This window comes from Streptomyces sp. NPDC001513, from assembly GCF_042894695.1.
Lineage (GTDB): Bacteria > Actinomycetota > Actinomycetes > Streptomycetales > Streptomycetaceae > Streptomyces.
The window spans coordinates 243,114-269,980 of sequence record NZ_JBIAVU010000002.1; the positions used below are offsets into that span (position 1 = coordinate 243,114).

Below are 26,867 nucleotides of genomic sequence, written 5' to 3' on the forward strand. Positions count from 1 at the left end.
GCCCCCTGCGGCGGCACGGCGCCGCCACGGGACCGCCCGGGCGCGGCACACTTGCGGTGTGGAGGCAGACCCGAGCCGGTCCGCGCGGCCGCGGCGCGTGATGGGCGCCGTCAGCGGGATCGTCGCGGCCGTCGCCGGGCTGGCGTTCGCGCAGCTGGCCGCGGCCGCCGTGCGGCCCGAGTCCGCGCCGGTCACCGCCGTCGGCGGGGCGGCCGTCGACCTGACGCCGGTGGCCGTCCGGGAGTGGGCCATCCGGCTGTTCGGCCCCTCCGACAAGCTGGTGCTGACCCTCGGCATCGTCGTCGTCCTGGCCGCGGTGGCCGCCCTGGCCGGGCTGCTTTCCGTACGCCACCTGCCCGCCGGGATCGCGGTCGCGGGCGGGTTCGGGCTGCTGGGGGCGGCGGCCGCGCTCAGCCGTCCGGAGGCCGGATGGCGGGACGCGCTGCCCTCGCTGCTGGGCGGGCTGATCGCGGCCGGGGTGCTGTACCTGCTGGTCACGGCGGCGACGCGGCCCCGGCCGGCCGGGACGGGGTCCGGGGGAGGGGCCTGGTCCATGGACCGGCGCGGCTTCGGCCGGCTGGTCACCGGCGTCCTCGCGGCCTCGGTCGCGGCCGGCTTCGCCGGGCGGCGACTGGGGGCCCACGGTTCGGCCGGCGCCACCGCCTCGCGGGCCCGCTTCGTCCTCCCCCGGCCCACCGTGCCCGCGCCGCCGGTGCCGGTCGGCGCGGACCTGCGGGTGCCGGGACTCGGCCCGTTCCTCACCCCCGACCGCGACTTCTACCGGGTGGACACCGCCCTGGTCGTCCCCCGCGTGGACGCGGACACCTGGCGGCTGCGCATCCACGGCGAGGGGGTCACGCGGCCCCTCACCCTCGACCTCCGCCAGCTGCTCAGCCGGCCCCTGGTCGAGCACGACATCACCCTCACCTGCGTGTCCAACGAGGTCGGGGGCCCGTACGCGGGCAACGCCCGCTGGCTCGGCGTGCGCCTCGCCGACCTGCTCCGCGAGGCGGGGGTGCGACCGCCGTCCCGGGGCGGTCCGGCCGACCAGCTGGTGTCGCGTTCGGTGGACGGCATGACGATCGGCACGCCCGTCGAGGCCGTCATGGACGGCCGGGAGGCGCTGCTGGCCGTCGGCATGAACGGCGAGCCGCTGCCCTTCGCGCACGGCTTCCCGGTCCGGATGGTCGTACCGGGCCTGTACGGGTACGTCTCCGCGTGCAAATGGCTCACCGAGCTGCGGCTGACCACCTTCGGCGCGTACGACGCCTACTGGGTGCGGCGGTCCTGGGCGCAGCAGGCCCCGGTCAAGACGCAGTCGAGGATCGACACCCCGCGCCCGTACGCCGACCTGGCGCCGGGCCGGGTGGCGGTCGCCGGGGTGGCGTGGGCGCAGCACCGCGGGATCGAGGCGGTCGAGGTACGGGTGGACGGCGGCCCCTGGCGGCAGGCGCGGCTCGGGGCCGCGGACGGGGTGGACACCTGGCGGCAGTGGGTGTGGCCGTGGGAGGCGACGCCCGGGCGGCACACGCTGGAGGTCCGTGCAACGGACGGCACGGGCGCGGTCCAGACGGGGGTCCGCGCCGGGACCGTGCCGGACGGGGCGACCGGGTGGCACTCGGTGGAGGTGCAGGTGAAGGCCCTCGGCTGAACCGCCCGGGCGGCCGAAGCGCCTCGGCGGCCGGACTGCCCCGGCGGCGCATCCACGGAATGCTCACCGCCATCTGTGGAGTGGCCGCCCGGATCAACGGCAGTTGCGGGCTCTACGCCTCCTGGCACGACCTGCTGGGCACCGACGACGTGCAGGACGCGGGAGCGATGACCGGGCCGACGGTGGGACGGGCCAGGTTCACGCAGAACGGGGACGGCAGAGATCTACCCGGGCGGGGTGAACACCGACTGCGGCAACACCCCGCAGCGCAGGATCGCGGACTGGCTCGCGCCGGACGTGCCGGACCTGGTCGCACGGAACCCCGAGTGCGGGCCGGGGGGCGCCGGCCTCGTCACTCCCGGAACGCCTCCGGAGTGCACCGGGCGGTACCCCCGGCTAGCGTGCGTGACGGGGCCTGCAACCGCGAGGTGGGGGAACTTCGCCTTCGACCCGCATGGAGGCACCACGGTGCGCCGTTCCAGGATCCTCGCCCTCACGTGTCTGAACCTGCTGCTGGGCGCTTCGCTGGTGGGCGGCTGCACCCTGAGCCGCGCCGAGAGCGCCGCGAAGGACTGCCCGGCCGGCCAGGTCTCCCGGGGCGGTACGTGCCTTCCGGGCGATACGGAGGACTTCACCGCGCGGCAGGTCACCGAGGCCCTCGGGAAGTACAAGCTGACGGCGGCGATGGCCGAGGTGTGGGTCGACGGCGAACGCGTCGCGACGTCCGCGGCCGGGGAGACGATGACGGGCTTCCCCGCGACGACGGACATGCGGTTCCGGATCGGGGCGATCGCGATCCCCTATCTGACGACCGCGCTGCTCAAACTCGTCGACGAGGGCGAGGTCGCGCTCGACGACAAGATCTCCCGCTGGCGCCCGGACCTTCCGCACGCGGACGAGATCACGCTGAAGATGCTGGCCTCGACCTCCTCCGGGTACGCGGACTACGTCACCGACAAGGGCTTCGTCGACGCGCTCTACGAGAACCCCTTCCGGACCTGGACGGCGGAGGAGCGCGTGAAGATCTCGGTCTCCAAGCCCCTGGTGCTGCCTCCCGGTTCGGGCTTCGTCTACTCGCACGCCAACTGGGTGATCCTGGGCGACATCATCGCGAAGGTGCGGCGCAGGCCCCTCGAAGAGGTGATGGTCGAGGACGTCCTCAAGCCGCTCGGCCTGAGCCACACGGCCATCTCCTCGAAGGCGGACATCCCCGAGCCGGTGCTGCACTCCTTCGACAACGAACGGGGCGTGTTCGAGGACGCCACGTACTGGAATCCGTCGTGGACGCTGGCGCCGGGCTCGGTGATGACGGGCACCCTGGAGGACGCGGCGAAGTCCTTCGCCGCGATCGGTGAGGGAAAACTGCTGACGCCCGCGTCGCACAAGGCTCAGCTCACCGGCGTCGTCAAGGTCAAGGGGGACACCTGGTACGCGCTGGGCCTGCCCGTGCAGAACACCTGGATCGTCCAGAACCCGTCCTTCGCCGGCTACGCGGGCACGGTCGCCTACCTGCCGTCCAGGAAGATCGCCATCGCGACGGTGGCGACGCAGGGGCTCGGCAGCACGGTCCAGAACGCCAGCTCCCTCGTGCTGCAGGCGATCGCCGGCCACCTGGCCCCGGAACGGCCCCTCACGCTGGGATGACGGTCCGCCGCCCGCCGGGACCGGTCTCGGCGGGCGGCGGGCGGCGGGCGGCGGGCGGCGGGCGGCGGGCGCGTCAGTTTCCGGACAGGCGGACCGGCAGCGTCTCGACGCTGTTGCCGATGAAGCTGCGCTGGTGCGGGAGTTCGGCCTCGGGCGTGGCGAGGTCGAGGTCGGGGAAGCGGCTGAAGAGCCGCTCCAGGGCGGTCGTGGCCTCCAGGCGGGCGAGGGGGGCGCCCACGCAGTAGTGCGCCCCGTGCCCGAAGGAGAGGTTGCGGGCGGCGCTGGGGCGGGTGATGTCGAAGCGGTCGGCGTCCGGGCCGTGGAAGGCCCCGTCCCGGCCGGCCGCGGTGTAGCCGGCGAGCACCGGGGTGCCCTGCGGGATGACGGTGCCGTCGACGGTCAGGTCGCGCGTGGGGTAGCGGAAGGGGAACCAGCTGACCGGTCCGTCCCAGCGCAGGGTCTCGTCCACCACGTCCGACCAGGTCGCCTTCCCCTCCAGAACGAGGGCGAGCTGGTCGCGGTGGGTGCACAGGGCGCGTACGGCGTTGCTGATGAGGTTGAGGGTGGTCTCGTGGCCCGCGACGAGCATCAGCCGCATGGTACCGATGAGTTCGGCCTCGCTGAGCTGGTCGCCGTCGTCCTCGCGGGCGGCGATCAGGGCGCTGGTGAGGTCCTCGCCCGGGGCCTCCCGGCGGGTGGCGGCGATCGTGCCCATCAGCTCGACCAGCTCCCGCACGGCGGCCATCGCCTCGGCGGGGGTGGTGTCGGTGGCGATGATCACCTTGTGGGACAGGTGGTGCAGCCGTCCCCGGTGCTCGGGGTTCACCCCGAGCAGCTCGCAGATGACGCTCATCGGGAGCGGGAGCGCGAAGTGCTCGCGCAGGTCGGCTACCCCGTCGGGGGCTTCGGCCGCGGCCCGGGCCAGGTCGTCGAGGAGCTCGGCGGTCAGCTCCTCGACGCGTGGCCGCAGCCTTTCCACCTGGCGGGCGGTGAAGGCCCTGCCGACGAGGGCGCGGAGCCGGCGGTGGTCCGCGTCGTCGGCGGTGTGCATGCCCTGGGCGTTGGCGAAGGCCCGCAGCGGCCAGTCGCGGGGGATGCTGCCGTCGTGCAGGGCCGGGAAGTGCCGGGCGTCCTTGGCCACTTCGGGGTGGCCGAGGAACTCCTTCAGCGCGTCGTGGCCCAGGACGACCGCTCCGGGCACCCCGCCGGGGAGCACGACCTGCGCCACCGGGCCGTGCGCGGCGCGCAGCCGGGCGTTGAGGGCGTGCGGGCAGCCCCCGGCGGGGTCGATGACGTGCGGGGCGTCCGGGGCGGACGGGACGGGTGACATCGGGGACGACAAGCCGGCTCTCCTGACCTGATGAAAGAAACTCGGTCAACAGTGCGGCCTCGGGGGCGGGTTGGACAAGACCGTCCCCGTCGCGTCTCAGAACCAGGTGAGGGTGAGCGCGAAGGCGGTGCCGGCGGCGGCGCCGGTGGAGTCGGTCGCGGTGGCGGTGACCTGGACCGTGCCGCTGCCCCAGGGCTTGCCGGTGATCCGGCCGGAGGCGGCGTCGAGGGTCAGGCCCCAGGGCAGGCCGGTGGCGGCGTACCGGACGGGGGGCTTTCCGCCGGTGGCGGTGAGCTGGATGGTGCAGGCCTGGTTGAACTTGCACGTCTGCGGGCCGGGGTTGGCGAGCCTCAGGTCACCGGGGGTGGGAGTCGGGGTGGGAGTGGGGGTCGGCGTGGGCGTGGGGGTCGGCGTGGGCGTGGGGGTCGGCGTCGGGGTGGGTGTGGGGGTGGGGGTGGGGGTGGGGGTGGGGGTCGGCGTGGCGCCGCAGCCCGGGGTGGCCTCCGGCGGCAGCGGGACCCGCCAGACCTGGGTGTCGTTCTCCGACCCGACGAGCAGGCTCGTGCAGTCGGCGTACGTCACCGTCTCGCCCTGCGACTGGGCCGGGAGGGCGACGTCCGCGAGCTTGGCCCCCGCGGTGTCGTACACGGAGGCCGTGTTGGCGCCCAGCGGTCCGCCGCTGCGCAGGGCGTACGAGGTGCCCGACGGGGAGAACGCGCCGTCGGTGGCGAACACCGGGCCGGGCCGGACCGCGGTGAGGGTGTTGACCTGCCCGGTCACGGGCGGCAGCGGGGCCTGGTACAGCTGGCCGGCGGCTCCGATGACCTTGCTCGCGAGGTAGAGCCGGCCGGTCACGGGGTCGGCGAGCAGGGACTCGGCGTCGTGCCTGCCGTCGGCGTAGGAGAAGCGGTACGTCACCGGGGTGACCGTGGCGTTCGCCAGCTGGTCGGGCTCCGGGAAACCGTGCACGGTGATCTCCGCGCGGCCGCTGAAGTTGTCGCCGATGTCCCCCACCAGGATCGCCGGGGCGCCCGAGGCGTCCTTGCCGAGGGCGAGGCCCTCCCAGTCGGTGTTGCCGACGCCGGAGAGGGTGAAGGTGGCCAGCAGCCGGCCGGTGGTGGCGTTGCAGTCGACGGCGAAGACCTGGTTGGTGTTCCCGCTGTCGTTGACGGCATAGAAGACGCCGGGGTGTTTGCGGCTCATGGCGAGACCGCTGAACTCGGCCAGGCCGCCGGGGAGGGTGCACTTCTTCTCCGGCGCGAGCGCTCCGGTGCCGGAGACGGCCGGTGTGGCGGAGGGGGCCGGGGAGGCGGTGGCGCTGGCCATCCAGGCGACCGCGGGCAGGATCGTGGCGAGGGCCGCGGTCGCGAGGGCGGCGGCCCGTGGGGGTGTCAGGAGTCGGGACATGCGCACAATGTGAGGGGACATCAGTCGGTGTGCCAGACCCGGTTGCCTCCTGTTCGAGCATCGTTCAATGCCGAGGGGGCATGCCCCGTCAGCGCACCGGCTCCCGGACCGGTCCCTTGTGTCCGGCCTGTGCGATGAACGCGCGGGCCGCGCGGCTCAGCGGCCGGCGGGCGTGGGCGATGCCCACCGGGCGCAGCAGCGGCGGGGTGAAGGAGCGGATCTCGGCGCGGCTCCCGAACGCCCTCTGCACCACGTCGCGGTACCAGATGAGGGAGCCGCGGCCGTCCGTCACACCGGTCACCCAGGCGAGGCGTTCGTCGACCTCCAGGGAGGGGACGGGCCGTACGCCGAGGCAGCTGAACATGGCCTCCATCTCGGTGCGCCGGCCGGTCCCCGGGGTGGGCAGGACCATCGGCAGCCCGTCGAGCATGCGCAGCGGCATCGGGTGGGGCAGCCGGGAGCCGAGCGGGGAGATCAGCACCACCTCGCGCTCCTGGATGAAGTGGGTGGAGAGCTCCTTGTCGACGGGCAGGTCCACCAGGGCCAACTCCGCGCGTCCCTGGATCAGTTCCTCGACGAGGACCTCCCTGCTGCCGTGCTGGTGGAGCCGGACGTCGACCGTCGGGTGCCGCTCCGTGAAGGCCCCGACCAGGTCGGCGGCCAGATCGAGGGCGAGGGTGGGGGTGGTGACGAGGGTCAGGACGGCCCGGGTGTCGCTGCCGTGCGGGGTCCCGATGTCGTCGATGGCCTCCACCGCGTTGAGCACGGTACGGGCCAGCCGGACGACCCGGGCCCCCTCCGGCGTGAGGTCCACCCCCCTTCCCCGGCGGGCGAGGAGTTCGACGCCCAGATCGCGTTCCATGGCCTGGACGGCCCGGGACAGGGCGGACTGGGCGACGAACACCGAGGCGGCCGCACCGGTGATGGACCGGCAGTCGGCGACGGCGACGAGGTAACGGAGCTGCGCCAGCGTGGGGGTCATGACCGGACGGTAACCTCGCGAGGCTGTACCTGTAAGGGCTCGTCGGGTGAACAACTTCCCGGTGGCCGGTTTGCCATCATGCCCGGGCGGCGGCAAGGCATGCCGGTGCGGCATGTCCGCGGGGACGCGGTACGCCGGGCCGGGCCGCGGGGTCGGCCGACCCGGGCGTGACAACACCGCAGGCCACGGCTCGGCCGGGGCGGTTCGCGGGTCCGCCCGGGCTGTGCGCCGGGTGGTCCGTGGGCATCGCCGGAGCGAAACACCGCACTCCGCATGGCTGTTGACAGTGCGCGGAGACCACCGCACGATGCAACGCGGCATGAGGGTGTTTGACCACTGTTCAAGCCTGCCGCACTCCGGCAGACGTGCGAGACCGCCGCACTCCCCTCCTCGCGCTCTGTCGCGTTCCCCGCTCTCCGCTCTCGGCTCCGCCGTTCTGCCGTTCCGCCGTTCCGCCGTCCTGGACTCCGCCATGTCACACAGCACTGGAAGAGGAGCGCCCGTGACCCCCCACTCCCCGCAGTCCGCCGCCACCCGCGATCTGGTCGTCGCGGTCAGCCCCTTCGAGGAGCCCTGCCCGGCCGTCGTGACCGCCGCCGAACGCGCCGGGGCCCTCGGACTGCTCGACCTCGGCCGGGACGCGAACGCCGCGCGGAGCGGACTCGCGGAGTCGGGCCGCCGGCTCGGCAGCAGCGGCAGGTACGGGGTGCGGGTGCCCGCGGGCTGCCCGATCGGGCCGGCGGAGCTGCCGGCCGAGGTCGACACCGTGCTGCTCGCCGACCCCGCGTGGCACACCCCGGAGCGGGTGGCCGCGTGGGCGGCGGCGGCCGGCCGGCCCCGGGTGTGGGCCGAGGTCACCAGCCTGGCGGAGGCCACGACCGCAGTGGCCGCGGGGGCGGACGCGCTCGTCGCCAAGGGGCACGAGGCCGGCGGCCGGGTGGGCGCGGCCACCACGTTCGTCCTGCTCCAGCAGCTGCTCGGGGACCCCGCGATCCGGGTACCCGTACGGGCCTGCGGCGGGATCGGGCCGCACACGGCGGCCGCGGCCGTCGCGGGCGGCGCCGCCGGGGTGCTGCTGGACGCACAACTGGCCCTGACCGTCGAGGGGGAGGCCGCCCTGCCGGTGGAAGTGGCCTCCGCACTCAGGGCGATGGACGGTTCCGAGACCCGGATCGCCGACGGGCACCGGGTGTTCACACGGCCCGACCTCACCCCGCCCGAGGGTCCGGCCCACCTCCTGCTCGGGGCCCGGAACCTGCGGACCCGGCTGCTGCCCGTCGGCCAGGACGGCGCCTCGGCGGCCCGGCTCGCCGAGCGGCACCGGACCACCGGCGGCGTGCTCCTCGCCGTACGGGCGGCCATCGGCGGGCACCTGGCCGCGGCGGCCCGGTCCGGGCCGCCGGCCGTCGCCCAGGGGCCGATGACCCGGGTGAGCGATCAGGCGGCCTTCGCCGAGGCGGTGGCCGTCGCGGGCGGCGTCCCGTACCTGGCGCTCGCCGTGATGGAGGGCCCGGACGTACGCCGGCTCCTCGCCGAGACGGCCCAACGGCTCGGGGAACGCCCCTGGGGCGTGGGACTGCTCGGCTTCGCCCCGCCCGAGCTGCGGCGGGCACAGCTGGCGGCCGTGACCGAGGCCCGTCCACCGCACGCGATCATCGCCGGCGGCACCCCGGCGCAGGCGGCCCCGCTGGAGGCGGCCGGGATCCGCACCCACCTGCACGTGCCCTCGCCCGGCCTGCTGGAGCGCTACCTCGCCGAGGGGGCGCGGCGGTTCGTCTTCGAAGGGCTGGAGTGCGGCGGCCACGTCGGGCCGCGCGCCTCGTTCCCGCTGTGGGAGGAGCAGATCGAGCGGCTGCTGTCCTGCCCCGAACCGGAGGCCCTGGACCTGCTGTTCGCGGGCGGGATCCACGACGAACGGTCCGCCGCGATGGCGATGGCGGCCGCGGCTCCGCTGGCCGAGCGCGGCGCCCGGATCGGGGTGCTGATGGGCACCGCCTACCTGTTCACCGAGGAGGCCGTGGCGGCGGGCGCGGTACTGCCCGGCTTCCAGCGGGCGGCGGTGGAGTGCGCGGACACCGTACTGCTGCGCACCGCGCCCGGGCACGCCACCCGCTGCGCGGACACCCCGTACGCCGAGACCTTCGAGGCGACCCGGCGGCGGCTCGCGGAGAGCGGCGTCGAAGCACGCGAGGTCTGGGAGGAGCTGGAGCGGCTCAACCTGGGGCGACTGCGGATCGCCAGCAAGGGCCTGCGGCGCGCGGCGGACCGGATGGAGGCCGTCGACGAGGAACAGCAGTACGCGGAAGGCCTGTTCATGCTCGGCCAGGCCGCGACCCTGCGCACCGCGACCACCACGATCGCCGCACTGCACGCGCAGGTCACCGAGGGAGCCACGGCACTGCTGGAGCGTCGAGCCCGGGACTTCGCCGGCGAACCGCCGGAGACGGCCGACCCCCTCGACATAGCCATCGTCGGCATGGCCTGCGCCTACCCCGGCGCGCCGGACCTCGCCGCCTACTGGGCGATGGTCCTCGCCGGGACGGACGCCGTCACCGAGGTGCCGGCCGAGCGCTGGGACCCGGAGCTCTACTACGACGCCGACCCGGCCCGGGCCGGGGAGCGCACGCCCTCCCGCTGGGGCGGCTTCCTCGGCCCGGTGCCCTTCGACGCCCTCGCCCACGGCATCCCGCCCGCCTCCCTCGCCGGGATCGAGCCGGTGCAGCTGCTGGCCCTGGAGATCTCGGCGCGGGCCCTCGGCGACGCCGGCTACGGCCGGGAGCGCACCTTCGACCGCTCGCGGACCTCGGTGGTCTTCGGCGCGGAGGCCGGCACCGAACTGGCGGGCGCCTACGGGCTGCGCGCCCTGTACCCCGCCTATCTGGGCGAGCTGCCACCCGCCCTGGACGAGCAACTCCCCCGGCTCACCGAGGACTCCTTCCCCGGGATCCTCGCCAACGTCATCGCGGGCCGGGTCGCCAACCGGCTGGACCTGGGCGGTGCGAACTGCACGGTCGACGCCGCCTGCGCCTCCTCCCTCGCCGCCCTGGACCTGGCCTGCCGCCAACTGCGCGACGGGGACAGCGACATGGTGCTGTGCGGCGGCGCCGACGTGCACAACGGCATCAACGACTACCTGATGTTCGCCTCCGTCCGCGCCCTGTCGCCGGGCGGCCGCTGCCGGCCCTTCGACGCGGCAGCCGACGGGATCGCCCTCGGCGAGGGGGTGGGGGCACTCGTCCTGAAGCGGCTCGCGGACGCGGAACGGGACGGCGACCGGGTCTACGCCGTGATCAAGGCGGTGGGCTCCGCCAGCGACGGCCGGTCCCTCGGCCTGACCGCACCCCGCCCCGAAGGACAGCGACGGGCCCTGGAGCGGGCCTACGCACGGGCCGGCATCGCCCCGGCCGAGGTGGGCCTGATCGAGGCGCACGGCACCGGCACGGTGGTTGGCGACAGCACCGAACTGGCCGTCCTCGGCGACCTGTTCACCGCCTCCGGAGCCCCGGCCGGTTCCTGCGCCCTGGGCTCCGTGAAATCCCAGCTCGGCCACACCAAGTGCGCCGCGGGTCTCGCCGGACTCATCAAGGCCGCACGGGCCGTCCACTCGGGCGTACGGCCGCCGACCCTGCACATCGACACCCCGAACCCGGCCTGGCGGGCGGAGACCAGCCCGTTCTCCTTCGACAACGAGGCGCGCCCCTGGGCCGTACCCGTCGAGCGGCGGATCGCCGGGGTGAGCGCCTTCGGCTTCGGTGGCACCAACTACCACGCGGTGCTGGCCGGTTACGGCGGTGCCGAGGAACCCCGGCACGGCCTGGAGGAGTGGCCGGCCGAGCTGTTCTGCTTCCGCGGCGCGGACCGGAAGGCGGCCGGCCGGGCGATGGCACGGCTCGCGGCCCGCCTGGAGGAGAACGACGCGGCCGGACGCCCCTGGCCGCTGCGCGACCTCGCGGCGGAGACCGCCACCGGCTCCGATCCGGTACAGGTGGCGATCGTGGCCGCCGACCTCGACGAACTGGCGGCCCGCCTCGAACAGGCCCGCACCTTCACCCACGGCACGGGCATCCACCTCACCCGCGAAAGGGACGGCCTGACCGCCTTCCTCTTCCCCGGTCAGGGCAGCCAACGCCCCGGCATGCTGGGCGAGTTGTTCACGTCCTTCCCCGCCCTGCGCACCCTCCTGGACTCGGCTCCGCCCCCGGTCGTGGCCGCGATGTTCCCACCCGCGGCGTTCACCGCCGAGGGACGGGCCGCCCAGAGGAGGGCGGTCACCGACACCCGCGTGGCCCAGCCCGCCCTGGGACTGGCCGGGGCAGCGGCACACCTGCTGCTCGGCGAGCTCGGCGTACGGCCGGACTGCGTGGCCGGGCACTCGTACGGGGAGCTCACCGCGCTCTGGGCGGCCGGGGTCTACGACACCGGGAGCCTGCTGCGGCTGAGCGCCCACCGCGCCGAGGCGATCCTGACGGCCGCCGGCGCGGATCCGGGCGGGATGGCCGCGGTGTCGGCAACGCCGGACGAGGTCGCCGCCCACACCGACTGCACCATCGCCAACCACAACGCCCCCCGCCAGTGCGTCATCTCGGGCCCCACGCCCAGCATCGAAGAAGCGGTCTCCGCGCTCCGCGAGGCGGGCCTCTCGGCAGAGCCCCTCCCGGTGGCCTGCGCCTTCCACAGCGAGGTGGTGTCCGAGGCATCGAAGGCCCTCGCCACGGCCCTCGCGGACACACCGATGACAGCCCCGGCCCTCCCCGTCTGGTCGAACACCACAGCCGACCGGTACCCGACCTCACCCGCGGACATCCGGAACCTCCTGGCCCGGCAGGTCGCGGAGCCGGTCCGGTTCGTCGACGAGGTGGAGGCCATGTACGCGGCCGGCGTCCGCACCTTCGTGGAGGCGGGCCCCGGCCGGGTCCTCACCGCCCTCATCAGCCGCATCCTGGCCGACCGCCCCCACACCGTGATCCCGCTGGACGTACCCGGCGAGCACGGCCTGGCGCGGCTGGTCACGGCGCTGGCGGAACTGACGACGGCCGGCGTGCCGGTGGCACCGGAGGCCCTGTTCCGCGGCCGCACCTCCCGCCTCCCCGAACGCGCCCCGCGCCGCCCGGGCTGGCTGGTCGACGGCCACCTGGTCCGCACCGCATCCGGCACCCCGGTCCCCGGCGGCCTCCGCCCCGCGCACCGCGTGGCCGCGCCGGCCCCACACCTTGCCCCGCCCACGGAAACCGGAGCGAACGGAGACGCGGCCATGACCCCTGGTGCCGAGGAGACGATCCTGGAGTACCTCCGCAGCACCCGCGAACTGGTCGCGGCCCAGCGAGACGTCCTGCTGAGCTACCTGGGCCTTCCCGCACACGGGCCAGGGGCTGTTTCAGCCGGGGCCGGGAGTGTGTCGGGGCGATCCCCGCAGGGCGCCGAACACAACAGGCCTCCGCTCTCCGACCCCTCGTCACGTTCGGCGTCCGAGGAGACGTCCCGGCGCGCGCCCGGCCCCACCTCTCCGACCGACCCCGCCGAAGGACCGGCCCCCGACCGGTCCCCCGAGGCGGTCATGCAGGTCGTCCTGGACATCGTCCACACCCGGACCGGCTACCCCCTGGACATGCTCGACCCCGGGCTGGACCTGGAGGCGGACCTCTCCATCGACTCCATCAAGCGCGTGGAGATCATCGGCGCCCTGGCCGACCGGATCGGGCTCCCCCAAGACCCGGGCGGCTCCGCAGAATCCGCGGTCGAGGAACTGTCCCGCATCAAAACCCTGCGCGCCATAGTCGACTGGATCACCACACACACGGCCCCACCCCCGCAGGCGCACCCGCACCCGCACCCACACCCGGCCCCGACCCCGACCCCGACCCCCCAGCCCACCACACCCCCACTCACCCGCCTCCGCGTAGAGACGGCCCCCGCCCCCGCACCCACCCCCGACCCGGAAGCCCTCCACGGCCTGCGGATCGGCGTGGTCGACGATGGCCAGGGCCTCGCCCGAGCGCTCTCCACGGCGTTGCGGGCCCACGGGGCCGAACCGCACCCCCTCACCGAACCCGAGCCCGGCTTCGACGGCATCGTCGATCTGACCGCCCTGCGGACCGGCTCGGAGCCCGTCCTCCCCCAGCTCTTCCCCGCACTGCGCCGCACCCTGACGGGCGGCACCCACCGGCTGCTGCTCGTCACCGCACCCGGCACCCCCGCCGCCGGCCTGCACGGCTTCGCCCGCAGCGCCGCCCTCGAATTCCCCGGCACACTCATCCGCGCGGTGGACGTCCACCCCAAGGAGGCCCCCGAGCAGATCGCCGCGCAACTCCTGGCCGAACTGGGCTGCGACTCATCCCACGCGTCCGTCGGCTACACACCCGAGGGCACCCGCACCACCCGCACACCCGTCCCGTCCCCGCTCCCCCCGGCCGAAGGCGCCGCACAGCCCCTCGGCCCCGACTCCGTCGTCCTGCTCACCGGCGGAGCCCGCGGAATCACCGCCCGCACCGCCCTCGCCCTGGCCCGGTCCACCGGATGCCACGTCGAACTCCTCGGCCGCACCCCGGAACCCGCGGCCGCCACGGACGAGTTCGCCCAGGCCCAGGACCGTGTCGCGCTCCGCGCCGCCCTGATCGCCGCAGGGCTCCGTACGCCCGCCGAGATCGAGGCCGCGGCCTCGCGGATCCTCGCCGAGCGCGAGGTGCGTGCCACCCTGGCCGCGCTCACCGCGTCGGCCGCCTCCGTCCGCTACCACTGCGCGGACGTCACCGACGAGCAGGCCGTACGGGCCGTCGTGGGCGACGTACGGGAGCGCCACGGACGGCTCGACGGCATCGTGCACGGCGCCGGCGTCCTGCGCGACGGCCTGCTGAGCGACAAGCAACCGGCCGATTTCGCGGACGTGTTCACCACGAAGGTGACCGGCGCCCGGCACCTGGCCGCCGCGGCCGCCGAGCACGGCCCGGCGCCCGCCCCCCGCTTCCTGGCCCTGTTCGGGAGCGTGGCCGGGGTCTACGGCAACCGCGGCCAGACCGACTACGCCGCGGCCAACGACGCCCTCGACGGCCTCGCGCACACCTGGGCGGAGTCCTTCCCGGGCCGGGTGCTGTCCGTGGACTGGGGCCCCTGGGCCGCGGAGGCGGGCGGGATGGTCACCCCCGAGCTGGAGCGTGCGTACGCCCGGCGCGGCATCCCGCTCATCGACCCGGCGGCCGGCTCCGCCGCGTTCCTGGCCGAACTGTCGCACGGAACCGACGTACAGGTGGTCCTCATGGCCGCGGCGCAGTCGGAACCGGCACAACCGGAAACGGCACAACCGGTAACGGCACAACCGGTAACGGCACAGACGGCCATGGCACCGATGGCTTCGGCTCCGGAGGGCGGGAGCCGATGAGCAGCCGGCGCGACGACACCGCCCCCCGCCCCACCGACGCCGCCATCGTCGGCATGGGCGCGGTCTTCCCCGGCGCCCCCGACCTGGCCGCGTACCGCCGCAACCTCCTCGCCGGTACGGATTCCATCGGCGAGGTCCCGCCGGACCGCTGGGACCCCGAGGTGTACTACGACCCGACCGCCGCGGGACCCGCCGGCGGACCCGCCGCCGGTGACCGGTTCTACTGCCGTCGGGGCGGCTTCGTCGACGGTCTCGCCGCCTTCGACCCGACCCGTTTCGGGATCATGCCGGCCGCCGTGGAGGGCGCCGAGCCGGATCAGATGCTGGCCCTGCACGCGACGGCGGAGGCGATCGCCGACGCGGGCGGCGAGGACCGGCTGCCGGCCGACCGTTCGCGGATCGGGGTGGTGCTGGGGCGCGGCGGGTTCATGGGCGTGGCCACCGCGCGCCTCGACCAACGGGTGCGCACCGCGCACCAGTTGGCGCAGACCTTGCGGGAGCTGGCGCCGGAGCTGGGCGAGCGGCGGATCGCGGCGGTGCGCTCGGCCTTCCAGGACGCGCTGGGGCCGGAGCGGCCGGATGCCTCGATCGGGCTGGTGCCGAGCTTCACGGCCGCCCGGACCGCGAACCGGCTGGACTTCCGCGGCCCCGCCTACACCCTCGACGCGGCCTGCGCCTCGTCCCTGCTGGCGGTGGACCAGGCGGTGGGGCTGCTGGCCACGGACCGCTGTGACGCGGTGGTCGCGGGGGCGGTGCACCACTGCCACATCGCGACGCTGTGGAGCGTGTTCACGCAGTTGCGGGCGCTGAGCCCGAGCGAGCGGATCCGGCCCTTCGACCGCCGGGCCGACGGGACCCTGCTGTCCGAGGGGACCGGGGTGGTGCTGCTGAAGCGGCTGGCGGACGCGCAGCGGGACGGCGACCGCGTGTACGCGGTGATCCGCGGGACGGGCGTGGCCGGGGACGGCCGGGCGGCGAGCCTGATGAGCCCCCTGGTGGCCGGCCAGGTCCAGGCGCTGGAGCGGGCCTGGCGGGAGGCGGGGCTGGATCCGCGGGCGCCGGGCGCGCTGGGGCTGCTGGAGGCGCACGGGACGGGCACCCCGGTCGGTGACGCGGCCGAACTGGACACCCTGGCCCAGGTGTTCGGCCCGCCCGAGCCGGGGAACGGGCGCGGCATCGGCTTCGGTTCGGTGAAGTCGATGCTCGGGCACACCATGCAGGCCTCGGGCATGGCCGGGCTGATCAAGGCCGCGCTCGCGGTGCACGAGGGGGTGCTGCCGCCGACGCTGCACCTGGAGGAGCCGCACGCGGACCTGGCCCGGACCCGGATGCGGCCGGTGACGGAGGCGGAGCCGTGGGAGCGCGGGCCGGAGCCCCGCCGGGCCGGGGTCAACGCGTTCGGGTTCGGCGGGATCAACGCGCACGTGGTCCTCGAGGAGGCTCCGGCGGCCGCGCGTCCGCCGCTTCCGGTGCGGCGGTTCCTGCCGCTGGGGGCCGCGGCCGCGCCGGTGGGGCCGGCCGCGCGGGCCGACGTACTCCTGCTCGGTGCGGACACCCCGGCGGAGCTGTCGGCGCGGCTGGCGTCCGCTTCGGCGGCGTCCGCTTCCCCGGCCTCCGGCGGTGACGGTCCCTGCCGGGTCGCGGTGGTCGGGCCGACGCCGCAGCGGCTCGCGCTCGCCGCGAAGGTGGTGGCGCGGGGCCGGCCGTGGCGGGGGCGCGGGGACGTGTGGTTCACCCCGGAGCCGCTGGGCGGCCGGGTGGCGTTCCTGTTCCCGGGCCTGGAGCCGGAGTTCGCCCCCGTGGTCGACGACGTGGCGGACCGGCTCGCGCTGGAGCCGCCCCGGCTCACCCGGGGCGCGACCCTCGTGGAACGGGCCCTGGACGCGATCGCGACGGGCCGCTTCTTCGCCCGGGTGCTGCCCGGGCTCGGCATCGAGGCCGATGTGCTGGCGGGCCACAGCCTGGGCGAGTGGGCGGCGATGGTGGCCGCCGGAATGTATCCGCAGGAGGCGGCCGACACCTTCCTGGACTCGCTGCGGCCGGACGATCTGCGGGTCCCGGACCTCGTGTACGCGGCGCTGGGCTGCGGTGCCCGGCGGGCCGAGGCGGCGCTGCACGGCATGGACGCGGTGGTGGTGAGCCACGACAACTGCCCGCACCAGTCGGTGATCTGCGGGGATCCGGACCAAGTGGCCTCGGTGGTGCAGCGGTTGCGCGCCGATGGGGTGCTCGGCCAGGAACTGCCGTTCCGTTCGGGCTTCCACACGCCCATGTGGGAGCCGTACCTCGGCCAGGTCCGCGCCGCCTTCGGCCGGCTGCCGCTGCGGGCCGGCTCCCTCCCGGTGTGGTCGGCGACGACGTGCGCGCCGTTCCCGTCCGCCCCGCGGGAGGTACGGGACTTGGTGGTCCGCCACCTCCTGGAGCCGGTCCGCTTCCGCGAGTTGACGCTGCGGCTGTACGAGGAGGAGGGCGTGCGCACGTTCGTCACGCTGGGGCCGGGCAGCCTGCCGGGGTTCGTCGAGGACACCCTGCGCGAGCGTCCCCACCTCTCGGTCTCCACCTCCTCACCCCGCCTGGCCGGCCTCGCGGCGCTGAGCCGCACCTGTGCCGCGCTCTGGGCCGAGGGGTACGCACCGCGCTGGGGGCTGCTGGCCGATGCGGTCCCGGCGGCCGGTTCGACGCTTCGCCCCGGCCCGGCCGCACCGCGGCCGGCAGCCGCCGGGCCGGGGCTCCGGATGCCCCTGGACCTCGGGTCCCCGCTGGTCCGCCTCGGCGAGGCGGCCCGCACCTCCCTGACCGGCCTCCTCACCCCGGCCCCGGCCCCGGCCCCGGCCTCGTCGGTGGCCGCCGCCGCGAGCCCGGCCCCGACAGCCGGCCCGGCGGCGGGAGCGGTCCGGCCGGTGCTGCTGTCCGCCCTGGACGCGGTGCTGGCCGACGCCGGTTCCGCGGCCCGGGCCGTCACCGAGGCCTGGTCGGCCGCCGCCGACGCGCCCGCTCCCGGCGGTCCGGGTGCGGGAGGGGCCGCGGGGAAGGAGCTCCTGCGGCTCTCGCTCGCCGCGCTGCCCTCCGTACGCGACCACTGCGTGTACCTCCAGCCCGGCGGCTGGCCGGAGGACTCCGACCGGTTCCCCGTCGTGCCGATGACCACCATGCTGGAGCTGGCCGCCGACGCCGCCCGGCGGCACGCCCCGCCCGGTCTCGCCGTCGTCGGCTACGAGGACGTACGGGCCCTGCGGTGGCTCGCCGTCGAGCCGGCCGTCGACGTCGAGGTCCGCGTCCGCGGTGACGGGCCCGGCCGGGTGCGCGTCACCCTCGGGGAGTACGCCTCGGTGGTCGTGCTGCTCGGCGAGCGGTACGGACCGCCGCCCGCGCCCGACGACACGCCGCTGCGCGACCCCGGGCCCGCGCCCGTCAGTGCCGCGGCCCTCTACCGGGACCGGTGGATGTTCCACGGGCCGCGCTTCGCCGGGGTGCACGAGGTGCGCACGGTCGGCTCGGACGGCATCCACGGCGTGCTGCGGGCCCTGCCCGACCAGGGGGCGCTGCTCGACGCCGCCGGGCAGCTCTTCGGGCACTGGATGCAGCTGCGGCTCCCGGTGGACCGGCTGGTCTTCCCGGCCACCGTGGACCGCGTCCGGTTCTTCGGGCCGCCGCCGGCCCCGGGAGAGCTGGTCACCGCCACCGCCCGGATCCGCGAGGTGCACGACGTGACCGTGCGCGGCGACCTGGAACTGCGGCGGGCCTCCGGCGGGGTGTGGGCCCGGATCGACGGATGGACGTACCGCCGGTTCGGCGCCGACGAGCGGGTCTGGCCGATGAAGTTCACCCCGGAGGTCTGCGGGATCGGCGAGCCCCGGCCCGAGGGCTGGTGCCTGGCCCGGCGCCGCTGGACCGATCCCGCCTCGCAGGAGCTGGTGATGCGCCGCTACCTGGGGGCCGCCGAGCGGGCGGTCTACGAGCGGCTGTCGCCGCGGGCCCGGGCGCCCTGGCTGCTGGGCCGGATCGCCGCCAAGGACGCGCTGCGCGGGCTCCTGTGGGACGGCGGGGCCGGGCCGGTGTTCCCCGCTGAGGTGCCCATCGGCAACGACGCGGCCGGCCGGCCGCTCGCCGAGGGCCCGCTGGCCCGGGGGTACCGGCTGTCGATCGCCCACAAGGACCGGATCGCGGTCGCCCTCGCCGACCCGGCGCGGGCGGTCGGCATCGACGTGGAGCCGGTGACCGCCGACCCGGACGCGCTGATCCGGATCGCCCTGGGGCCGGACGAACTCCGCCTCGCCGAACGGCTGGCGGCCCGCGGGGGCACGGGGCTGCCGGCCGCGCTGACCGCCCTGTGGTGCGCCAAGGAGGCCGCCGCCAAGGCGGCCGGGAGCGGGCTGGGCGGACGGCCGCGGGACTGGCGGGTGGCCGGCGACCCGGATTCCGGCGGCCTGCTCGTGACGTCCCCGGACGGGCACCCGTACCCGGTCCGCACGACACGGATCGGCACACCGCTCACCGACACACCGCCCGCCGACACACCGCGGACCGCCCCGCAGGCCGGCCCGCCGCCCGACCACGTCGTCGCCTGGACCGCCCACCCGGCCGCACCCTCCCCCGTCCCCTTCCACCTCACGGAGAACCGTCATGGCAACTGACATCCTCGCCGAGATCACGGACATGCTCGTGGAGATCGTCGGCGACGAGTACCTCCTCGCGGAGGAGGTCACGATGAAGACGACGTTCAACGAGGACCTCGCCCTGGAGAGCATCGAGTTCGTCGCCCTCGCCGAGCTGCTCCACCACCGCTACGGCGCCGACGTGGACCTGATGGGCTTCCTGGCGGAGAAGGACATGGACGCGATCCTGGCCATGTCCGTGGGTGAGCTCGTCACCCACATCGGCCGGATCACGCACACCTCCCTGGCCCGGGTCTCGGCGGGGACCTCGCCCGCGTCGGCCGGCTGAGCCCGCCATGGCCGTCGTCCTCGCCAACTCCCTGCGCTTCCACGTCCAGCGGCTCCCGGCCGCCGACGGAGCCGACGCCCCGGACCGCCCCGTCGTGGTCTTCCTGCACGGGCTGGTCGTCGACAACCTCTCCTCCTTCTACTGCCCCCTGGCCGTACCGGTGGCCCGGTCCGGGCACGAGGCCGTTCTCTACGACCTGCGCGGCCACGGCCGGACCGAGCGCCCGGCCTCCGGCTACGACAGCCGCACCGCCGTACGGGACCTCTTCGCCCTGCTCGGCGCGCTGGGCCTCGGGCAACGCCCGGTCCACCTGGTCGGCAACAGCTACGGCGGGACCCTCGCCCTGCACGCCGCGCTGGCCCGGCCCGACCTCGTCGCCGGGCTCACCCTCCTCGAACCCCCTTTGGGCGGGGCGTGGGTGGAGAACATGGTCGACACCCTGTCGGCGGCCGCGCTCAGCCTGGAGGACAGCCCGGTCCCCGCCGAGCTGCTCACCCTGCGCCTGCGCAAGGCCGCCAACCTGACGGCCATCGCCGACGCCCTCCTCAACCGCACCACCCTCATCGACGACATCGCGGCGAGCCGCACCTTCACCCCGGCCGACTACGCCCGGCTGCGCTGCCCGGTCCTGATCGTCTGCGGCGAGCACTCCGAACTGGTCCCGGGCGCACGGGAGCTGGCCCGCCACGCCCCGCGGGGCGCGCTGCGGATCCTGCCGGGGCTGGGGCACGACGTGCTGAAGGAGAGCAGCGGGGTGCTGCGGGAGTGCGTGCTGGCCCATCTCGACGCGACGGCCGCGCCGCCCGCGACGACCGTGACGGCCACGGCGGCGGAGGCGGAGGCGGAGGCGGCTGCGCGGCCGCGGGCGGGAGCGCTGGTCCCGTGAAGGTGCTGTTCACCGTGCCCCCGCTGGCCGGGCACGTCAATCCGACCGTGGCCGTCGGGGCCGAACTGGCCGCCCGCGGGCACGAGATCGCCTGGGCGGGGCCGGCCTCGGCGCTGACCCGGCTGCTGCCGGCGCAGGCCCGGATCCTGCCGGCCGGCGAGGACGCGGGCGGCGGATACTCGGCGCTGCACGAGCGCTGGCGCGACCTGCGCGGGGTGGGGGCGCTGCGGTTCCTGTGGGAGGAGGCGCTGGTGCCGCTGGCCCGGGCGATGGTGCCGGGGGTGGAGCGGGCCGTCCGCGCCTTCGGGCCGGACGTGCTGGTCGCCGACCAGCAGGCCCTGGCGGGGCCGCTGGTCGCCCGGCGGCTCGGCGTCCCGTGGGCGACCTCCGCCAGTACCTCGGCCGAACTGACCCGGCCCTTCGCGGACTTCCCGAAGGTCGGGGAGTGGGTGGCCGGGCAGATCTCCGGACTGCTCGCGGAGTTCGGTGACGCGGCGGCGGAGTCGGGGGGCTGGGACCCGCGGTTCTCGGAGCGGCTGGTCCTGGTCTTCTCCACGCCCGAACTCGTCGGCACGGCCGGGGACTTCCCGGTTCACCACGCCTACGTAGGACCGGCCTTCGGGGCCCGGCCGGCTTCGCCCGGATTCCCCTGGCAGCGGCTGGACCCGGCGCGGCGGCGGGTGCTGGTGTCCCTGGGCACCCTCAACCAAGAGGCCGGCGCCCGCTTCTACGGGGCGGTGCTGGGCGCTGCCGAACGGCTCGCCGGGGAGGTCCAGTTCGTGCTGGCGGCGCCCTCCGCGCTGATCGGGCCGGTGCCCGGGCATGTCCTGCTCCAGGAGAGCGTCCCGCAGCTGGAACTGCTGCCGCACCTGGACGCGGTGGTCTGCCACGCCGGCCACAACACCGTCTGTGAGGCCCTGGCCCACGGGCTGCCGCTGGTCGTCGCGCCGATCCGGGACGACCAGCCGATCGTGGCCCGGCAGGTGGTCGAGGCCGGAGCCGGCATCCGGGTGCGGTTCGGCCGGACCCGGGCCGAGGAACTGCGCGACGCGCTCACGGCCGTGCTGGACGATCCCGGCCCCCGCCGGGCCGCCCGGCGGATCCAGGCCTCATTCGCCGCGGCGGGCGGGGCTGCCGCCGCGGCCGACCGGTTGGAGAAACTGCTATGACGCCACCCCCGCTCTCCCGGGTCCGGTGGACCTCCGCGGTGTTACTGGCCGCGCTCGCCGCCGGCACCGTACGCGCCGGGCGCCGACTGCGGGCGATCCCGGTGCTGCCCGAAACCCCGACCGCGGCGGCCGAGGTACCGCGGCCCGCCGGGTGGCGGCTGCTCACCGCCCACGGTGTCGAGCCCGACGCGGCCACCTTCCTCGCCGCCTGCGCGCACGCCGAGGCGGAGGGGCTGCGGGTGCTGGACCTGCTGCCCGCCGACCTGCCCGCCGAGCGGGCACTGGGACTGCTGAGGCTGGTCGACCCCGCCCGGTACCGGTGGGACCGGCTCGGCGAGGGGCGCGGGGCCGGCTTCGCCGTGCTCGTCGCCGAGGAGGTGCTGGCACGGGCCGGGGCGGACGCGGTCGGGCCGCGCCCCGTCCCGGCGGAACTGCTCGCGCTGACCCGCCGGTTGAAGGAGTACGCCGCCGACGCGACGGGCCTGGCCATCGCCCCCGGCCTGAGCTGCGGCGGACCCGCGGAGCCCGGGGGGCCCGCGCGGGTCGCCGAGCTGCGGGCCCAGGGGCTGCCGCCGGGGGCGCTGGCCGCCGCGCAGCTGGGCGGGCTGGCGCTGCTGGCGGGCGCCGCGCTGCGCCAGGGCCGGTGGGGGGCGGCCGCGGCCGGGCTGTACTGGCTCCAGCCGTACCTCGCCCTGCGCGGTCCGGGCTCTCCGCTGCGGCCCGCCGGTCTGGCCCGGGCCACCGCGGCCCGCCCGTTGCGCTCCCTCGGGGCGGCCCTGCGTACGGCTGCAGCGGCCGGCCGGGGCGGATCGGGCGAGGACCGTGTGCGGGACACCGCGCGGGCCGCCGCCTATCAGGCCGAACTGGCCTCGGGTACCGCGCGGTTCCTCGAACCGCGCCGGGCGGACTGCCCGTGGTGCGGCTCCGACCGCCTCGCCGTCCGGGTCCGGGTGCCCGACCTGCTCCAGGGCAAGCCCGGCCTGTTCACGCTGGAGCAGTGCGAGGAGTGCGGGCACGTCTTCCAGAACCCCCGACTGACTCTGGAGGGGTTGGAGTTCTACTACCGCGACTTCTACGACGGGCGCGGCGGCGAGGGCGCGGGCACGGTCTTCGGAAGGCTGGGCGCCGCGTACCGGGGGCGCGCCGAGATGCTCCTCCCGCACGCCGATCCGGGGTCCTGGCTCGATGTGGGCACCGGGCACGGGCACTTCTGCAACGCGGCGCGGGCCGTCTGGCCGCTGACCCGGTTCGACGGGCTCGACATGGGCGACGGGGTCCGCGAGGCGGAGCGCCGCGGCTGGGTGGAGACCGGATACCAGGGGCAGTTCCCGGAGTTCGCGTCGAAGCTGGCGGGCCAGTACGAGGTCGTCAGCATGTACCACTACCTGGAGCACACCCGGGATCCGCTCGCCGAACTGGACGCGGCGGCCGCCGTGCTGGCCCCCGGCGGGTTCCTGACCATCGAGCTGCCCGACCCGGAGTCGCGGATGGCCCGGCTGCTCGGCCCGGTGTGGCTGCCCTGGTTCCAGCCCCAGCACCAGCACCTGATGCCCGCCGCGAACCTGCGCGAGGCGCTGGCCGACCGGGGGTTCACCGTTCTCGCCGAGGAGCACGGACCGGCCCACCAGGGCAACGACTTCTTCGGTGCGGTGGCGCTCGCGGCGACCGGGCTGGCCCCGGACCCGGACCGCCCGTGGGGTCCCCCGGCCACGGCCCGCGCGCGGGTCCTCGCCCACGCCGTACGGCTGGCCGCCCTGCCGGCCTTCGCGGGCGCGGCGGTGCTCGACGCCCTGCGCACGGCGGCGGCCCACCGCACGGACGGCGGCAACGCCTACCGGATGCTGGCCCGCAAGGACGTCTCGTGAGGGGCGCGGAAGCCTCCGGGTCGCACACCGCCGGAGGCGACCCGGGCACCGGGCCCGTCACAGACGGGGGCGAAAGGGAATCAGTCGGCCCCGCCGGAGGCGACCTGGCTCGGCGGGCCACCGTCGATCCGCTGTTCCGGCTCGTCGCCTACGCCCTGGAGGCCGCGCACGGACGGCCCCCCGCCGCCGTGTGGAGCGCCCCGTACGCCTTCCACCTGGGCTCCCCCGGGCTGGTCGCGGCGGCCGGCTGGCCCACGGCGGCCGCCGCGGCCCCGCGCTCCGACGGCCTGGTGCGGCTCAGCTCCCTCGCCCACCCCGCGGACAGCTGCGATCTGCCGCTGACACTGTCCGGGCCGCCGCCGGCCGCCCCCGACTGGGCCGTGCGTCCGTACGCGGTGCTGCGGGCGCTGGCCCGCGCCGGTTACGGCCGCGGCGGGTCGGACCTGCACGTGCAGGGCTCGCTCACGGGAGCTGCCGGGCTGGCCACGGCGGAGCCCGCCGAGTGCGCGGTGGCGCTGGCGGTGGCCGACGTCCACACGGCGGCGGGTGCGCGGCCGGACCGGGCGGAACTGGCCGGGCTGCTGGCCGGTGCGCTGCCGGACGGGGACGACGGGCTGCGCCGGGCGGTGCTCTTCGCCCGGCCCGGCCGGGCCCTGCTGGTGGGTCCGGAGCCCCGGCGGCGACAGCGGTACGTGACCTTCGATCCGGCGGCCTCGGGAGACCGGCTGGTGCTGGTCGCCGTGCGCGGCGAGGCCGCGGACCGGCCGCGGGAGCTGGCCCGGGCCGTGGCCTGCGCCCGGCGGGCGGGTGCGCTCAGCGCCTGGCAGCCCGGGCCGCGGCCGGGGCGGAGCGTGCTGGTGCTGCTGCCCCATACACGACTGACGGCGGTACGGGCCGCGGTCGCGGAGGACTTCCGCGGCCGCGGGCTGCCCGTACCGCGCTTCCTGAACATCGCCGTGGCCGGTGCGGCCCGGCGCGAGGAATGACACCGGGTCGCCGGACCCACGACAGGGAGGAACACCCATGCCCACCCCCTCACCATCCCGCTCGCCCAGGGCCGAGCTGAGACGCCGGGCCCGCTGGTCGGCGCTCGTGGCCGGGCTCGGCGCGCTCGGCCTGCTGGGCGCCTTCACCGTGGCCAACTCACAGGCGGCGGAGAACGGTTCGGCCGCTCCCGCGGCGGCGGCCGCGGCCGCGCTGCCGACGTACGACCACGTGGTGGTCGTCGTGTACGAGAACAAGCAGTACGGGGAGATCATCGGCAGCGCGAACGCCCCGTACATCAACCAGCTGGCCAACGGCGGGGCGAGCCTGACCGGCATGAAGGCGCTGACCCACCCCAGCCAGCCGAACTACTTCAACCTCTTCTCCGGTGCCACGCAGGGCATTACGGGCGACGGCTGCTACACCCCGCAGTCGATGACGGCTCCGAACCTCGGCCAGGAGCTGATCGCCGCGGGCAAGACCTTCGCGACGTACAACGAGGACCTGCCGAGCGAGGGGTCCACGGCCTGCACGAACGGCCAGTACGCGCAGAAGCACAACCCGTGGTTCGCCTTCAAGAACGTGCCGCTGAACACCGGGAAGACCTGGGCGCAGTTCCCGCAGAACAACTTCGCGGCGCTGCCGAACCTCTCCTTCGTGGTCCCCAACCAGTGCAACGACATGCACTCGTGCTCCGTGAACACCGGAGACACCTGGACGCGGAACAACATCGACGCCTACGCGCAGTGGGCGAAGGCCAACAACAGCCTGCTGGTGCTCACTTGGGACGAGGACAACTACCTCGGCTCGAACCAGATCGCCACCGTCTTCCACGGCGCGAAGGTCAAGACCGGCAAGTACGCCACGGCCTTCAACCACCACCACCTGCTGCGGACCTTCGAGGACCTCTTCGGGACGACGACGCACGCGGGCAACGCGGCCAACGTGCAGCCGATCAGCGAGGTGTTCGACACCTCGACGGAGCCCACCCCGACGCCCACACCCACCCCGACCCCGACACCCACGCCGACCCCCACTCCCACCCCCACCCCCACTCCCACCCCGGGTGATCTGAAGCTGGCCAACCCCGGCCCGCAGACCTGCAAGTTCAACCAGTCCTGCACCATCCAGCTCTCCGCCACCGGCGGCAAACCCGCCTACCGGTACGCGGCCACCGGCCTGCCCTGGGGCCTGTCCGTCGACCCCGGCTCGGGACGCGTCTCGGGCAAGCCCTGGGGCAGCGGCACGGTCCAGATCACGGCGACGGCCACCGACTCCACCGGCACCACGGTCACCGCCGCGTTCCCGCTCACCGTCAACTGGTTCTAGGCCGCAAGAGACGGCCCGGCCGCTCCCGAGGAGGCATGCGTGTACCTGTCGACCAGCCGGGCCGCGGACATCGCCGGGGACACCCCGGCCCCGAAGGGCCCCCTGCGGGCCGTCCCCGGCACGGTGTTCGCGCTCGGACTGGTCAGCCTGGTCACGGACGTCTCCGCGGAGATGGTCACCGCCGTCCTGCCGCTGTACCTGATGGCCGGGCTCGGCATGTCGCCGCTCGCGTTCGGCGCCCTGGACGGGCTCCACCAGGGCGCCACCGCGCTGCTGCGCCTCGCGGGCGGCCGGATCGCCGACCGCACCCACCGCCGCAAGCTCGTCGCGGGCACCGGCTACGCGCTGTCCGCCGTGTGCAAGGCGGCCCTGCTCGCCGTCACCACCCCCTGGTCGGTCGCGGCGGTGCTGGCCGCCGACCGGACGGGCAAGGGGCTGCGCACCGCCCCGCGCGACGCGCTGATCTCGCTGTCCGTGCCGCCGGAGGAGCAGGGCCGTGCCTTCGGCGTGCACCGCGCGCTGGACACGGCGGGCGCGCTGCTGGGGCCGCTGGCCGCCTTCGGGGTGCTGTGGGTGGCGGTGGACGGGTACGAGGCCGTGTTCACCGTGAGCTGCTGCATCGCCGTGCTGGGGGTGGTGATGCTGGCGCTCTTCGTACGCGAGGCCCCCGCCCCCGTCCCCGCCTCGGCCGCGCCCCGGGCTCCGCTGCCCCCCGTACGCACCCTGCTACGGCTCCCCGGCCTGCGGCGGCTGTGCCTGACCGCCGCCGTGCTCGGCCTGTTCACCGTCGGCGACGCCTTCCTCTACCTGCTGCTCCAGCGCCGGCTCGACCTGTCGGCCGCGTACTTCCCGCTGCTGCCCGTGGGCACGGCGGCCGTGTTCCTGCTGGCCGCGCTGCCCGTGGGCCGGCTCGCCGACCGGCTGGGCCGCCGCCGGGTGTTCCTCGGCGGGCACGCGCTGCTGCTGGGCGCCTGCCTGCTGCTCCTGGCCCCCGTACCGGCCGGGGCGCCGCTGGTCGCCGGCGTGCTCGCCCTGCTCGGTCTGTTCTACGCGGCCACCGACGGCGTGCTGATGGCCGCGGCCGGACCGCTGCTCCCGGCCGAGCTGCGCACCACGGGGCTCGCGGCGCTGCAGACTGCGCAGGCGCTGGCCCGGTTCGCGGGGTCCCTGCTCTTCGGTGCGGCCTGGACCCTGTGGGGGCCGGGCCAGGCCCTGGGCCTGGCGGCGGGCGGGCTGCTGCTGTCCCTGGCGGCGGTCGCCGTGTCCGGCGGGCGCGGGACGGGGCGGCCGTCGTAGGGTCGGGG

The 26,867-nt window shown here is 75.6% G+C and carries 14 protein-coding genes; 11 read left to right on the plus strand and 3 right to left on the minus strand.

The genetic code is table 11. The features are described from left to right. The first annotated feature begins 100 nt into the window (after positions 1–100). Positions 101–1,651, plus strand: a complete 1,551-nt coding sequence (locus ACFYZ4_RS04780) for a molybdopterin-dependent oxidoreductase (RefSeq protein WP_390783243.1) — start codon at positions 101–103, stop codon at positions 1,649–1,651. A gap of 468 nt (positions 1,652–2,119) precedes the next feature. After that, the gene (locus ACFYZ4_RS04785; RefSeq protein ID WP_390783052.1) at positions 2,120–3,295 is read left to right on the plus strand and encodes a serine hydrolase domain-containing protein; all 1,176 of its coding nucleotides are present in this window, start codon (positions 2,120–2,122) and stop codon (positions 3,293–3,295) included. Positions 3,296–3,368: 73 nt separating this feature from the next. On the opposite strand, the gene ACFYZ4_RS04790 is transcribed toward ACFYZ4_RS04785, so the two are convergent. From ACFYZ4_RS04790 to ACFYZ4_RS04800, 3 genes are all read right to left on the minus strand, one after another. Beyond that, positions 3,369–4,625 (minus strand): cytochrome P450, encoded by a 1,257-nt coding sequence (locus ACFYZ4_RS04790; protein WP_390783244.1) that lies wholly within the window; start codon positions 4,623–4,625, stop codon positions 3,369–3,371. Positions 4,626–4,721: 96 nt separating this feature from the next. Further along, a complete protein-coding gene (locus ACFYZ4_RS04795) occupies positions 4,722–6,032 on the minus strand; it encodes a putative Ig domain-containing protein (RefSeq protein ID WP_390783053.1) in 1,311 nt (436 codons plus the stop codon). A gap of 88 nt (positions 6,033–6,120) precedes the next feature. Further along, positions 6,121–7,014: a LysR family transcriptional regulator gene (locus tag ACFYZ4_RS04800; RefSeq protein WP_390783054.1), complete on the minus strand. Its 894-nt coding sequence runs from the start codon at positions 7,012–7,014 to the stop codon at positions 6,121–6,123. A gap of 502 nt (positions 7,015–7,516) precedes the next feature. Here ACFYZ4_RS04800 and ACFYZ4_RS04805 point away from each other — a divergent pair. Genes ACFYZ4_RS04805 through ACFYZ4_RS04845 form a run of 9 tightly spaced genes read left to right on the plus strand, consistent with a single transcriptional unit; the run spans position 7,517 to position 26,859 of the window. Then, positions 7,517–14,386 carry an SDR family NAD(P)-dependent oxidoreductase gene (locus ACFYZ4_RS04805; protein ID WP_390783055.1) on the plus strand — a complete coding sequence of 2,290 codons (6,870 nt, stop codon included), beginning with the start codon at positions 7,517–7,519 and terminating at the stop codon, positions 14,384–14,386. After that, positions 14,383–19,020 carry a beta-ketoacyl synthase N-terminal-like domain-containing protein gene (locus tag ACFYZ4_RS04810; protein ID WP_390783056.1) on the plus strand — a complete coding sequence of 1,546 codons (4,638 nt, stop codon included), beginning with the start codon at positions 14,383–14,385 and terminating at the stop codon, positions 19,018–19,020. Before ACFYZ4_RS04805 ends, ACFYZ4_RS04810 begins: the two co-directional genes overlap by 4 nt. Then, positions 19,010–19,330 carry an acyl carrier protein gene (locus ACFYZ4_RS04815; protein ID WP_351292572.1) on the plus strand — a complete coding sequence of 107 codons (321 nt, stop codon included), beginning with the start codon at positions 19,010–19,012 and terminating at the stop codon, positions 19,328–19,330. The genes ACFYZ4_RS04810 and ACFYZ4_RS04815 overlap by 11 nt, the downstream gene beginning before the upstream one ends. Positions 19,331–19,337: 7 nt before the next feature. After that, entirely contained in the window at positions 19,338–20,216 is an 879-nt protein-coding gene (locus ACFYZ4_RS04820) for an alpha/beta fold hydrolase (RefSeq protein ID WP_390783057.1), read from the plus strand. A gap of 2 nt (positions 20,217–20,218) precedes the next feature. After that, positions 20,219–21,385: a glycosyltransferase gene (locus ACFYZ4_RS04825; protein WP_384341349.1), complete on the plus strand. Its 1,167-nt coding sequence runs from the start codon at positions 20,219–20,221 to the stop codon at positions 21,383–21,385. Continuing rightward, complete coding sequence (locus tag ACFYZ4_RS04830) at positions 21,382–23,250, plus strand: methyltransferase domain-containing protein (protein ID WP_390783058.1); 1,869 nt, start codon at positions 21,382–21,384, stop codon at positions 23,248–23,250. The genes ACFYZ4_RS04825 and ACFYZ4_RS04830 overlap by 4 nt, the downstream gene beginning before the upstream one ends. Beyond that, positions 23,247–24,236: a galactokinase gene (locus ACFYZ4_RS04835; RefSeq protein ID WP_351298385.1), complete on the plus strand. Its 990-nt coding sequence runs from the start codon at positions 23,247–23,249 to the stop codon at positions 24,234–24,236. The genes ACFYZ4_RS04830 and ACFYZ4_RS04835 overlap by 4 nt, the downstream gene beginning before the upstream one ends. A 37-nt stretch (positions 24,237–24,273) precedes the next feature. Further along, positions 24,274–25,563 (plus strand): alkaline phosphatase family protein, encoded by a 1,290-nt coding sequence (locus ACFYZ4_RS04840; RefSeq protein WP_390783059.1) that lies wholly within the window; start codon positions 24,274–24,276, stop codon positions 25,561–25,563. Between the two features lie 39 nt (positions 25,564–25,602). After that, positions 25,603–26,859 carry an MFS transporter gene (locus ACFYZ4_RS04845; protein WP_390783060.1) on the plus strand — a complete coding sequence of 419 codons (1,257 nt, stop codon included), beginning with the start codon at positions 25,603–25,605 and terminating at the stop codon, positions 26,857–26,859. Positions 26,860–26,867 lie beyond the last annotated feature (8 nt).

Bases quoted from the DNA above. Each gene is read 5' to 3' on its own strand.
- ACFYZ4_RS04795 (WP_390783053.1), bottom strand. From the start codon at position 6,032: ATGTCCCGACTCCTGACACCCCCACGGGCCGCCGCCCTCGCGACCGCG.
- ACFYZ4_RS04840 (WP_390783059.1), top strand. From the start codon at position 24,274: ATGCCCACCCCCTCACCATCCCGCTCGCCCAGGGCCGAGCTGAGACGC.
- ACFYZ4_RS04815 (WP_351292572.1), top strand. From the start codon at position 19,010: ATGGCAACTGACATCCTCGCCGAGATCACGGACATGCTCGTGGAGATC.
- ACFYZ4_RS04810 (WP_390783056.1), top strand. From the start codon at position 14,383: ATGAGCAGCCGGCGCGACGACACCGCCCCCCGCCCCACCGACGCCGCC.
- ACFYZ4_RS04800 (WP_390783054.1), bottom strand. From the start codon at position 7,014: ATGACCCCCACGCTGGCGCAGCTCCGTTACCTCGTCGCCGTCGCCGAC.
- ACFYZ4_RS04830 (WP_390783058.1), top strand. From the start codon at position 21,382: ATGACGCCACCCCCGCTCTCCCGGGTCCGGTGGACCTCCGCGGTGTTA.
- ACFYZ4_RS04790 (WP_390783244.1), bottom strand. From the start codon at position 4,625: ATGTCACCCGTCCCGTCCGCCCCGGACGCCCCGCACGTCATCGACCCC.
- ACFYZ4_RS04780 (WP_390783243.1), top strand. From the start codon at position 101: ATGGGCGCCGTCAGCGGGATCGTCGCGGCCGTCGCCGGGCTGGCGTTC.
- ACFYZ4_RS04820 (WP_390783057.1), top strand. From the start codon at position 19,338: ATGGCCGTCGTCCTCGCCAACTCCCTGCGCTTCCACGTCCAGCGGCTC.